The 13,280-nt window shown below is 42.7% G+C and carries 5 protein-coding genes; 4 read left to right on the forward strand and 1 reads right to left on the reverse strand.

The window, feature by feature from the left end; genetic code table 11:
- The first annotated feature begins 129 nt into the window (after window positions 1–129).
- Both glnE and D9T12_RS03400 read left to right on the forward strand, forming a co-directional pair.
- Window positions 130–2,916, forward strand: coding sequence for a bifunctional [glutamate--ammonia ligase]-adenylyl-L-tyrosine phosphorylase/[glutamate--ammonia-ligase] adenylyltransferase (gene glnE, locus D9T12_RS03395; RefSeq protein WP_130536860.1), 2,787 nt, complete (start codon window positions 130–132; stop codon window positions 2,914–2,916).
- Window positions 2,913–7,391: an EAL domain-containing protein gene (locus D9T12_RS03400; protein ID WP_130536861.1), complete on the forward strand. Its 4,479-nt coding sequence runs from the start codon at window positions 2,913–2,915 to the stop codon at window positions 7,389–7,391. Before glnE ends, D9T12_RS03400 begins: the two co-directional genes overlap by 4 nt.
- Before the next feature lie 151 nt (window positions 7,392–7,542).
- Here D9T12_RS03400 and glnA read toward each other — a convergent pair whose 3' ends face one another.
- Complete coding sequence (glnA, locus tag D9T12_RS03405) at window positions 7,543–8,949, reverse strand: type I glutamate--ammonia ligase (protein ID WP_130536862.1); 1,407 nt, start codon at window positions 8,947–8,949, stop codon at window positions 7,543–7,545.
- 389 nt (window positions 8,950–9,338) lie between these two features.
- Between glnA and D9T12_RS03410 the strand changes: the two genes are divergently transcribed.
- Window positions 9,339–11,633, forward strand: a complete 2,295-nt coding sequence (locus D9T12_RS03410; RefSeq protein WP_130536863.1) for an ABC transporter permease subunit — start codon at window positions 9,339–9,341, stop codon at window positions 11,631–11,633.
- An 11-nt stretch (window positions 11,634–11,644) separates the two neighbouring features.
- Entirely contained in the window at window positions 11,645–13,279 is a 1,635-nt protein-coding gene (gene pstA / locus D9T12_RS03415) for a phosphate ABC transporter permease PstA (RefSeq protein ID WP_130536864.1), read from the forward strand.
- The last annotated feature ends 1 nt before the right edge of the window (window position 13,280 follow it).

The raw sequence follows: 13,280 nt of genomic DNA on the forward strand, positions 1-13,280 counted from the left end.
AGTACGTATTTTCACATATTTATAGTCTTTCAGGCTGTTCTGCTTGATGATCTATAAGTGATGATGGTGTGAAAATGGGAAGTGAATAGTTTTTTAAATTACTTGTTATCAAGCACAAACAGGCCAGCTATGACCCACTCTCTAGAAACGCTTCAGCAATGGAGCTTGTACCTTCGCAAAAACCTCTCTAAGTTTGAAGAGTTAAATTCGCCTGAAAATTGGCAAGCTCCATTGTCTGATGGTGAGCTTTACCGAAGTGTTTATGAGTCGGTGAAAGTGGCACAAAGTGATGAAGAGTTGCGAAAACTGCAAAGATATAACCGCAATTATCAAATGTGTCGAATTGCATTACGTGATTTATCTGGTTTGGCTGAGCTTGAAGAAACCATGCGAGATTGTTCTGAGCTGGCGGATGCGCTGGTGGCAGCATCTCTTGATTGGCAGTATCAAAAACTGAATGAGCGTTTTGGTGTTCCTATCGGGGAGCATTCTGGAAAACCCCAGAAAATGCTGGTAATCGGCATGGGAAAACTGGGTGGTCAGGAATTGAATTTTTCATCAGACATTGATTTGATTTTTGCGTATGACGAGCCTGGACGAACAGAAGGTGGGCGAAAGTCGGTTTCCAATGAAGAGTTTTTTACTCGGCTTGGTCAAGCGTTGAATAAATCGTTGGTCGATTTTACTGAAGATGGTTTTGTTTATCGTGTAGATATGCGTTTACGTCCGTTTGGGGATAGCGGACCATTGGTATCGAGTTTTTCTGCGCTTGAACATTATTATGAAATTCATGGTCGTGCTTGGGAGCGATATGCCCTGGTGAAAGCGCGAATGATGGCTGGGGATTTTGAGCTGGCCAATGATCTGTTTGATGTGCTAAGACCCTTTGTTTATCGCAGATATGTCGATTTTACCGCAATGGATTCTTTACGTGATTTGAAGCAGATGATTTCTGCTCAAGTGGTCAAGAAGGGGATGCAAAATAACTTGAAACTTGGACCTGGTGGAATTCGTGAAATTGAATTTATTGTTCAAGCGTTTCAGCTGGTTCATGGTGGCCGGGATAAGCAATTGCAAGGTCGTCAATTATTGCCGACATTGCATTATCTGTTGGAAAAAGGATTTATAGAACTACCTCAATATGAAGGATTGAAAGCGGCTTATTATTTTCTGCGCCGTTGTGAAAATCGAGTGCAAGAGTGGAATGATCAACAGGTTCATGATTTGCCACAAGACCCCGATCAGCAACTTTTCCTTGCGCAATCTATGGGGTTCGAAAGTTATGGGTCATTTTTAGAGTCGTTGAATGTTCACAGGGATTTGGTTCAAAAAGAGTTTTCGGCACTGTTTGCTGAGGATGAAATTAGTGAACAAGCCAGTGCAATGTCAAAGGTTTGGATGTCGAATTTTGATGATGAAGAAGCGCTTGATGATGCATTGAGTGAAGAAATTCTAGAAAAAATTCCTGCCGATCAGCGCGATTTCTTTACGAAATTGATTCGCGATTTTAAACAGAGTCGATCAGTGATTCATTTGAGTGCAAATGGTGTCGAGCGTTTGAATGCTTTGATGCCATTGTTGCTTGAAGCAATGTTTGAAAATGGTTATTCACAAATTGCGTTAACGCGTATTTTAAGTGTGCTGGAAAATATAGTGCAACGCAGCGTTTATCTTGTGTTGCTAAAGGAAAATCCTCAATCTTTAAAGCATTTGGTGAAGCTGGCTCAGGTCAGTCCGTGGTTGACGGATATGTTGGCAAAATACCCAGCATTATTAGATCAGTTGTTGGATGAGCGAAGCTTGTATGCGCCGCTTAAGCTAAATGCGTTAATTGACGAAGTGGAGCATTTATTGCAACAAGTTGGTGATGATGAAGAGATGTTTATGCAGGAAATTCGTCACTGGCGTCATGCTCAGGTGTTTCGAGTGGCCGCAACCGATGTGACTGGAAATGTGCACGTCATGCATGTTAGTGATTATTTGACGTGGATTGCGGAAGCGGTACTGCACGCAGTTGTGAAGTTTGCATGGCAATTAATGTTGAAAAAAAATGGCGTGCCAGGTGGATTGGATATCGAAAACCCGCGTAATCCGTTTTTGATTTTGGGTTATGGAAAACTTGGAGGTATTGAGCTTGGCTATGGTTCGGATTTGGATATTGTCATGCTTTATCAAGGTGTCAGTCCAAGTGATGTCGCCACGCTACCGGCCGGTAAAAATGGACGACAATTAGAGAACTCTCTGTTTTTTGTGCGTATGGGGCAGAAAATCATTTCTTTGATGACCACAATGATGCCGGCCGGTATTGTTTACGAAGTTGATACGCGGTTGCGTCCAAATGGTGCGTCTGGTTTGATGGTCACCGATTTTGAAGCCTATAGAAACTACATTGAAAATAAAGCTTGGAATTGGGAGCATCAAGCGATGACTCGTGCTCGTGCAGTCGTTGGTGATAATCAAGCGCGCTCGGCATTTGAAGAGTTTAGAAAGTCCTATCTACAGCGACCTCGAGATATTGAAACGGTACGTCTGGAAGTGGTTGAAATGCGTCAAAAAATGAAAGATTCCTTGGATAAAAGTGACGAGCACTTGTTTGATTTAAAGCAGGGGAGTGGTGGCATTGTGGATATTGAATTCATGATGCAGTTTTTGGTTTTAGCTTACGCAAACCGAGTTCCAGAGCTCGTCATGTTTAGTGACAATATGCGAATTTTAGAATCGGTATCTAAAGCCGGGTTGTTAACCGAGCAACAGGTAGAGCAATTACAGTCTGCTTACCAAGTTTACCGCTCAAAATATCATCGGGTTGCTTTGCAAAATGAGAAACCTTTGGTTGAGCAAACCTGTTATCAACAGGAGCGTGAATCTGTAAAAATGGTTTGGGAGCAGTTAATGCAGCCGGGGCAAGTGGGATGAGAAAGCCTTTAAAACCTTGTCTTTGGTCAAATAGCCAACGTTTTCTAAATTGTGTTCAAAGTGTGTGTTTGTGTTTCCCAAAATTACCGGCCGGTAACTTTTTCAATGTTCTGGTCTTAACGATATTTACCGTTATTGGAATATTCAATCCTGCTCAGGCAGTGCAAATTGATAGAGAGCCTATTGAGCCCGAATTGGTGCTTGGTGTTTATGAAAACCAAGATAAACCACAAATCTTGGTTCGTTATCAAGGGTTAGCAGATTTTTTGTCGGAACAAATCGATGGCGCGAATGTTCGTCTAGAGGTGCTGAATGCAAGTGAAATCCGTGAAGCAATGCGGCTGCATCGTCTCGATATGGTATTGCTCAACCCAAGTCTTTATGAAATTCTTCGCAATGAAAACAAGTTGGGTGGTGTTTTAGCGACCGTTGAGACCATAAGTGAACAGGGGCATCAAAGCTCGGAGTTGGGCGGTGTGATTTTTACCCAGGCGACCAATACAGAGGTTCTTAATCTAGAGGATATTGCGCATAAAAAAATTGCCATCCCAAATTTCGATTTTACGGGTGCTTATCGAGTGCCTTTATTTGAAGCGATGGAGTCAGGAATTAAACGCAATGATTTAAAATTCGTTACCTTGGGTACTCAAGATGCGGTCGTTAATGCTGTTTTGAATCGTGAAGCGGAAGTAGGATTTGTTAGAACAGGGGTTTTGGAAAATTGGTTTGAAACACGAGGGTTGAATCCTAAATCGATTCGAATTATCAATGCAAAAAAAGACCCTAAGTTTCCCTATCTTTTATCAACTCGTCTCTATCCTGAGTGGCCTTTTATTGTAACCGATCGATTGGATTCAGATTTAGTGCGACAAGTTTCTGCCGCTTTATTTTCGCTTCATAAGGCGCATCCAGCCGCGATTCAAGCAGGAATTGCAGGGTTTGTTCCCCCTAAAGATTATATTTCCTTGGAAACGTTGCTTCGGAAATTGCGCTTATCTCCTTATGATGAAGTGCCCGAGTTTTCATTTGTGGAAGCCGTTAAAGAACACCCAGCCGCTTTTATGATGGGGTTGGGGATGATTATTGTTTTGAGCATTGCCTTCACTGTATCCATGGTTTTGCGTGCAAGGGTTAAAGAAAAAACAAAACGTTTTGATGAGTTATTGGCTGCGACCGATGCTATGACTTGGGAATGGAATTTGATCACGGGTGTTGTCGAAATCAATGATGGTTGGGCAGAGATTCTAGGTTTTTCTCTCGAGGAGTTATCGCCGTTCAACTCAAAAAAATGGTGGAATTTAATGCACCCTGATGATCGTGCACATGTCGATAAAATGTTGAATGCTTATTTGCAAGGCGAAGTGGATTTTTATGAAGCAGAGTTTCGTTTGCGCCATAAATACAACTATTGGGTTTGGGTGATGGGTCGAGGTCAAGTTGTAGCGAGGGGAAAAGATGGCCGGCCACTTCGGATGTCTGGGTTTCATATAGACATTAATGACTTGAAGCTGAAAGAGCTGAAGCTTGAGTTCAGGACAAAGCGCGATAAGGTTCTGCTCGACTTGCCGGCTTATGCAGATGAAATGAATGAAAAAGATTTCATGCAGCATGCGCAAGCCTTGACGGAAGAATTAACTGACAGTCAAGTGTCATTTGTTCATGTTATGAATGACGATCAAGAGACAATCGAGTTGGTCGCTTGGTCAAAACGCACTATGGAAGACTACTGCAACGTGCCTGGGAGAGAGGCGCATTATCCGTTAAAAGATGCTGGAATTTGGGCGGACGCAGCCCGCAATATGGAACCCGTTGTGGTTAATGATTATGCTTTGTTCCCAGATAAAAAAGGTTTACCGGACGGGCATGCGCCTTTAGAGCGTTTGGTTTCGGTGCCAGTGGTTGAAAATGGGCTTGTGGTCATGATCGCTGGGGTTGGGAATAAGTCTCAGGATTATACGGAGCAGGATGTTCAAACGGTGCAGTTAATCTCTAGTGAGATTTGGCGTTTGGTACAGCGCAAGAGGATTCAGCAAACAATTATTGAGCAAACTACCCAATATCAGCGTTTGGTCAACGATCTTGGACCTGATCATGTCGTGTTCTCTTTTACGGGCAAAATGGGTGAATTGTTGTATGTCAGCGAAACTGTTGAGGGTGTTTTTGGTGTAAAGGCGCAAGACATTATTGGAAAAACTTGGGGGCAAGCCATTCAGTGGTTACCGGAGTCTTTGGAGTTGGCGTTAGGGTGTTTGAATAAGATTTTGTCAGGCCTTGAGGGGTATAACCAATTTGACATGCGTTTTATTCACCCTAAAACTCAAAATGAGTGCATTGTAAAAATTACCCAACATGCGGTATTTGATGAATTTGGCACTATTGTGAGCATTGATGGATTGGCAGTAAACGTGACGAGTCAAAAAGCTTCTGAGCGAAAGCTCGAAGAAGCGGCTCGAGTCTTTGAATATGCTCAAGAGGGAATTTTGATTGCCAGTCCTGAAGGAGCGATTGTCAATGTGAATGCCGCTTTTACCCGAATTACTGGATTTAAAAAATCGGATGTTTTAGGTAAAAACCCTAACATTCTCAGTTCGGGGAAGCAGTCAGCAAGTTTTTATAGTGCAATGTGGGAGCAGATTAATCAAACAGGGCATTGGTATGGTGAAATTTGGAATCGCCGTAAAAATGGAGAAATCTATCCGCAAAAAATTAATATCACGACAATTCGTTCTGAAGATGGAGAGATTCAGCAATATATCGCACTTTTTGCAGATATTTCGATTGAGAAACAGCAGCAGGCTGAATTGGAGTTTATCGCTCACTTTGATCCATTAACTGGATTGCCTAATCGCGTGTTGTTGACGGATCGACTAAATCAGGCTGTTGCATACAGCGAGCGACATAAAACTGAACTTGCCGTAGCTTTTATTGATTTGGATGGCTTTAAGGAAGTGAATGATACTCATGGACATAGTGCAGGTGATAAGTTATTGGAAACGCTTGCAAAGCGTTTTGATAAGGTTGTTCGAAAAGGTGATACTGTTTCGCGAATGGGGGGCGATGAATTTGTGGTGATTTTCCCTGAGTTGACATCGCGAGAGTCCTTGGCTCCAGTGTTGAATCGGATGTTGGACGAAGCTAAAAAGCCATTTGAGTTCCAAGGCTTATCTTTGAATGTTTCGGCTAGCATCGGTGTGGCGTTATACGATGGGATGGAAGAAAGTGTCTCTGCGGACTTGCTTCTCCGGTACGCGGACCAAGCAATGTATCAGGCTAAGATTGCTGGAAAAAATCAAATTGCATTCTTTGAGAACTTTTCTTCTTTATCTGCATCGGATGTATCCATTCTTCGTCAAAAACTTGAGGAGATCGAGGCTGGGATGAATGCAAATGAGTTCGAGCTGTTTTATCAACCAAAGCTGCATGTTTATCACCAAGAAATTATCGAGCTGGAGGCCTTGATTCGTTGGCGCAAGTCTGATGGTTTGATTCCGCCTTATCAATTTTTACCCTATCTGGATGGCCAATCTCTTGGGTTGCGGTTGGGTTACTGGGTGATTGAAGAGGCAATTAAGTGTATTGCGCACTGTAAGCATGAGGGCGTGACGTGTTCGATTAGTGTTAATGTAGATGGTTTTCAATTTCAGCAGCCGGATTTTGTTGAGCAAGTTCAAGAAATTTTTAGCCGCTACCCAGAAGTTCAGCCCTCACAAATGACCATGGAGCTTTTAGAGAGTTCAGCCCTTGATGATATTGCTAGTGTGACTTCCATTATCAATCAATTGCGAGAGCTGGGGCTGCGTTTTGCAATTGATGATTTTGGAACAGGTTATGCCTCGCTAAACTATTTGAAGCGTTTGCCAGTTGATGAATTAAAGATTGACCAATCATTCATTAAAGATATTTTTGAAGAGCCACAGGGAATGGTGATTCTAGAAAGTGTGGTAGCAATGGCTAAGGCATTTGATATGCAAGTGGTTGCAGAAGGTGTTGAAACCAAGGAGCATATAGATTTGCTATTGAAGCTTGGGCTTGAGGTTCTGCAGGGATATGCAATCAGCTACCCAATGGAAGCTTCAAAATTAATGGATTGGGTTGAGCAGCATCAGGACTCTAAGTCTTGGGATAGAGTCGATTCATTGAATCGCTCAGGTGTGATGAAAACTATCGCGTTGTTTGAGTTAAAAAAATGGATGGCGCATGCACGCAATTGCATCAATGGTGAAGAGAGTTGTGAGCATTTGACGTTTCAATCGCCAGTAACCTGTGGGTTTGGAAGTTGGTTGTATGCGGATGGACGTGATTTGTTGAATTATAAGTTGTTCTCCAAGATAGAGAGTTATCATGACGAATTACATGACCTAGTTGAGACGGCAATTGCTTTAAAGACTGATGGTAAAACTGCTGAAGCAAAAAAAGTTCTGAGCCAAGTGGCTCCGATTGAAAAGAAAGTACTTGAATTGGTTGAGTCGGATTAAGCTCAGGGTTAATAAGTCTTTCTGAGAGTGGGAGAGTTGTCTAAGAGGGTGTGTAAGTTTATTTTGATTTAAGTTGGATGTTGAAATTTTATTGGTAATAAAAAACCCGCTTTGTAAGCGGGTTTTTTGTTTCGAAGGACTACAGTTCTAATTATAGAGAGTAGTACATGTCGAATTCAATTGGGTGAGTTGTTGCACGCATGCGTGTAACATCTTCCATCTTAAGCGCGATGTAAGAATCAATCGCTTCGTCAGAGAATACACCACCTGTTTTCAGGAAGTCGCGGTCTTTATCAAGTGCATCCAGTGCTTCTTCTAGAGAGGCACATACCGTGTTATAAGTCGCTTCTTCTTCTGGAGGAAGGTCATATAGATCTTTCTCTGAAGGCTCGCCTGGATCAATCTTGTTAAGGATACCGTCAAGGCCTGCCATCATTGATGCTGCAAATGTTAGGTATGGGTTAGCCGTTGGATCAGGGAAGCGTAGCTCAACACGACGTGAACGTTCAGAAGGTGCGTATGGAATACGGATCGATGCAGAACGGTTTGAACCAGAGTAAGCCAGTAGAATTGGTGCCTCAAAACCAGGGACTAGGCGTTTGTACGAGTTTGTACCAGGGTTTGTGAAAGCGTTCAATGCACGAGCATGCTTCATCAAACCACCAATGTACCAAATAGCTTCTTGAGAAAGGCCTGAGTAAACATCACCAGCAAAGATGTTTTTACCATCTTTAGAAAGAGACATGTTGATGTGCATACCAGAACCATTATCACCTACGATTGGCTTAGGCATGAAAGTCGCTGTTTTGCCTAGGGCATGACATGTGTTATGTACAGCGTATTTAAGAATTTGGACTTCATCCGCTTTAGCAGTAAGCGTGTTCCCACCGACTGCTAGCTCACATTGACCACCGGCAGCAACTTCGTGGTGGTGAGCTTCAAGTTTTAGTCCCATCTCTTCTGCCATTGCACAGATGTCAGCACGAACTTCGTGAAGTTGGTCAACAGGAGGAACTGGGAAGTAGCCACCTTTTACCTTAGGGCGGTGACCAGTGTTACCGTCTGTGTATACTTTTTCAGTGTTCCATGCTGCTTCGTTACCGTCAATTTTAACAAAAGAGCCTGACATGTCTGCACCCCAGCGAACATCATCAAAGATGAAGAATTCAGGTTCAGGGCCAAAGAATGCTGAGTCTGCAACGCCTGTAGATTTTAAATAGGCTTCAGCTTTTTGCGCGATACCACGAGGGTCTTTTTCATAAGATTCCATTGTTGATGGCTCAACAATCATACAACGAATGATAAGGGTTGGGTCGTTGGTGAACGGGTCCATGACATAGCCATCTGTTTGCGGCATAAGAATCATGTCAGAGTTGTTAATGCCTTTCCAGCCAGCGATAGAAGAACCGTCGAACGTTTCACCATCTTCGAAAAAGTCTTCATCTACATTGGCAGCAGGAATGGTGACGTGTTGTTCTTTACCGATTGTGTCGGTAAAACGAAGGTCAACCCATTTGACGTCGTTTTCTTTAATGAAATCAAGAATTGCTTGTGGCATAGCTGTATGTCCTTTTAAGCGTAGTAAAAAATATCGATTGTAAAATTAGCAAAACCTGTGCCAATTTTTAAAACTTGCCTTAAATATTTCTAAGTAAATGATTTTAGGGGGAATTCTGCATTGTTTCGTTTTTGTGTTCGAGGCGCGGAAATCCAAGTTGATTCTTCAAGGTGGTGCATTGGATTTAATTTGGTGCATCCGAATTTGAAGGTATCAATTGATTGTGTGGAAACTCTGTTGGACTGTCAAGTGTAAGCAGTAAAAAATCTAATGTTACAGTTTTATTACAACTATGCCAGTAGTACGTATTTTTTTATGTTTCAAATGAAATTTGATTGTCACATTGCATTGCTATCCTAGCCAAGGTTTTAAATTTACAAGGTCGAGCCATGAGTAGTTCATCAGATAATACCGTTTCAAGTACGGTTGAAAGTCGGTTGGAGAATGCCTTGAGCGGACCCGCTTTTGAAAAGCGGATTCGTCGACGTAATCTTCGAGATAGTATTTCAAAATATGGAATTTCGGTAGGTGGTTTGAGCGTGATTGCGTCTGTACTGCTGATCATGTTTTTCCTGTTTTATGTGGTTGTTCCGCTGTTTATGTCAGCGAGCATTGAACGAGATAAGGCTTACAATTTACCGGGCGGTAACAGTGAAACTTCGGTTTATTATGGTATTGATGAATATCAGGAATCGGCGATTCGTTTTACTGAATCAGGTAAAGGGATCGGGTTTGATGTGTTCACAGGCCAAATTTCAAATGAGATTCAATTGCCATTAAATGGCCAGAAAGTCACCGCTTTTACCGTTATTAACGAGATGAAGAACGTCTTTGCTTATGGTTTAGAAGACGGGTCCATTCTAATTGCTCAGTATGGTTACGATGTGACTTATCCGAATGATAAGCGAGTGATTGTTCCCAAAGTGACTTACCCCTTTGGAGAGGAGCCAATGATACTTGGTTCTCAAGCGATTTCGCACTTAGCCATTCGTGAGTCAGATTCTGAAGTGCGTATTGCATGGATGGAAAAGGGAACTCAGCAGGTTCAGATTCGCCAGTACTCGAAAGTTGAGTCGATGTTAACCGATGGTATTTCACTAGAAGAGGATTCTCAGGCTTCTATGGTGGCACAGTTTGCACCAAAGTGGTTGCTGTTGGATGCCAGTGGTCGTAACTTGTATACCGTAAACGAGCTTGGGAAAACTGAATATTTTAATATCAGTGACTACAACAATCCTTTCTCGATTGAAACTGTGGATTTAATACCGGCCGGTCAAGAAGTGACAGCGCTTCGTTTCTTGTTGGGTGAATATTCAATTATGGCTGGAACCGATAAAGGTCAGGTTTTCCAATGGTTTCCTGTTCGACAGGCCGATAATACTTTCCGTTTACAGGAAATTCGTTCATTTGAGATTTCTTCGTCTCCAATTACCAATATTGCCGTTGAGAAAGGTCGAAAAGGTTTTGCAGCAGGGGATGCTCAAGGAGAATTTCACTTGTTGCATTCGACGGCACACCGCTACTTAGGTTCTGACCGGCCGGTAGAAAATCCATTAACGATGGTTGCTATGGCTCCACGTTCAAATGGTGCATTAGTCGAAACTTCAGACGGTCAATTAGTTCATTATGTGATAGAAAACGAACACCCTGATGTCTCGGTTGAGAGTTTATGGGGCAAAGTTTGGTATGAAGGTTATGAAGAGCCAAGTTTTACTTGGCAGTCATCTTCTGCGAGTAATGATTTTGAGCCTAAATTTTCTTTGATGCCGCTAACTTGGGGGACGATCAAAGCAGCGTTTTATGCCATGTTGTTTGCTGTGCCAATTGCTGTTTTAGCCGCTATTTTTACAGCGTTCTTTATGGATAAACAAACCCGTCAATGGGTAAAGCCTTCAGTTGAAATGATTGAAGCGCTGCCGACGGTAATCCTTGGTTTTCTGGCAGGTCTTTGGTTAGCACCATTCATGGAAGCAAATCTACCCGGCTTCTTTGCCATATTTATAGTCGTGCCACTAGGGATTCTAGCGTTTGGTTACGGTTGGACTCGTCTTCCGAAGAAAATTCGCCAGAAAGTGCTGACGGGCCGTCGCGCAGTCTTAATGATTCCAGTGGTAATTTTCCTAGGTTGGTTGTCTTTGCAGCTAAGTTCGCCTCTTGAAAATGCATTCTTTGGTGGTGATATGCGTAACTGGCTTACCAATGAAGCCGGCATTGATTTTGACCAACGTAACGCGATGGTTATCGGCTTTGCTATGGGGTTTGCCTTGATTCCTACGATTTTCTCTGTGGCTGAAGATGCGATATATAACGTCCCAAGCTACCTTGTTAATGGTTCTCTAGCATTAGGTGCTTCTGGTTGGCAAACCTTAGTGGGTGTTGTTCTTCCAACCGCTTCACCAGGTATTTTCTCAGCCATTATGCTCGGTTTTGGTCGTGGTGTGGGTGAGACGATGATTGTCTTGATGGCATCGGGTAACACACCATTGATGGAGGCAAATATCTTTGAAGGAATGCGTACGCTATCTGCCAACTTGGCGGTTGAAATGCCAGAGGCCGAGGTGGATAGTTCGCATTACCGAGTTCTGTTCTTAGCGGGGCTGGTTCTGTTTATTTTCACTTTCCTATTCAATACCCTTGCGGAAGTGGTTCGTCAACGTATGCGTCGTAAATACGGTTCATTGTAGGAGTGAGAGAAATGAAAGAATGGTTTAATAAAGGCGAACACTGGATTTGGATGAGTTCAGCAACCGTTGCGATTAGTGTCGTGCTGGTATTTGGTCTATTTTTTATGATTGCTTACAAAGGTTTGGTTCACTTCTGGCCGCACACGGTCTATGAATATCAGATTAAGCAAGGTGATCAAATTGCACCAATTGTCGGTGAGTTACGCGATACCAAAATAAAAGAGGTATTTAGCGATGATGGTCAGAAGTTAGAGATTCCTCAACATTTGATTAAAGTCGGGAACCGAGATATTTATGGTATTGACTTCCGTTGGATTAGTGAGGAAAACCTAGTATCAGTTGAACCAAAAGTGGTTCAAGGTGTGACTGTCGTTGAACGATATGAATATGGAAATGTTTATGGTTGGTATGAGTCTTTCAAACTAGCTGGCAAAGTATTCACTGGTGAAGCGGTTCATGAAACGCTCTTGGCGCAAGTTGCAGAAGGTAAGCGTTTACATGATGAAATTAAAACGATTGAAAAGCTCGACATCGGCGCGATTAACTACAAGCTTGAACAACTTCGTTTAGAAGAAAAACGTTTAAAAGCAGATGATGAGTGGAATGATCAAGAATCTGCTCGTTTAGAGGCTGAGCGTGCAGAGCTTCAAACTGAATTTAAGGAGCTGCAAGCGCAAACTAATGTGCTTTATGCGCAACAAAAAGAGTTGGGTGAGCTGACCATGAGTGTCAGCGGTGGCCAGCAGTTAAATATTCCTGTTAAGAATATTGTGGACTTCTGGCAGCCAAATGATATGTCCGCAAGTGAAAAGACAGGGTTCTTCTTTCACGGAATCGGACGTTTCCTAACGGAAGACCCTCGTGAAGCAAATACTGAAGGGGGTATTTTCCCTGCAATGATCGGTACCATCACCATGGTATTGATTATGACGATCTTAGTGACCCCAATGGGGGTGATTGCAGCGATTTACATGCGCGAATATGCGAAAGATGGTCCTGTATTACGTATGGTTCGCATTTCAATCAATAACTTGGCAGGGGTTCCATCGATTGTTTTCGGGATTTTCGGTCTTGGTTTCTTTGTTTACATTATAGGGGGCTCAATCGATGAGCTGTTCTATAGTTATGCTTTACCAAGTCCAACTTTCGGTTCTCCCGGTCTGTTGTGGGCATCACTGACAATGGCATTGTTAACTCTGCCAGTGGTGATTGTGTCAACTGAGGAAGGTTTGTCTCGTATTCCACGTTCATTGCGTGAGGGTGGATTGGCGCTAGGTGCAACGAAAATCGAAGTGATTTCAAAAATAGTCTTACCGATGGCATTGCCTGCAATCATGACAGGTTTGATTCTAGCAATTGCTCGTGCAGCGGGTGAGGTTGCACCATTGATGTTAGTGGGTGTAGTGAAGTTAGCTCCAGAGCTTCCTGTGGATTTAATTGCTCCATTTGTGCATTTGGATCGTAAGTTCATGCACCTTGGTTTCCATATCTATGATGTTGGTTTCCAAAGTCCAAACGTTGAGGCTTCTCAGCCATTGGTTTACGCCACATCATTGCTGTTAGTCCTGATTATCGTCGGTTTGAACTTAGGGGCTATCAGTATTCGTAACCGACTACGTGAAAAATATAAAGCTTTAGAGCATTAAG

This window comes from Thiomicrorhabdus indica (genome assembly GCF_004293625.1).
GTDB lineage: Bacteria > Pseudomonadota > Gammaproteobacteria > Thiomicrospirales > Thiomicrospiraceae > Thiomicrorhabdus > Thiomicrorhabdus indica.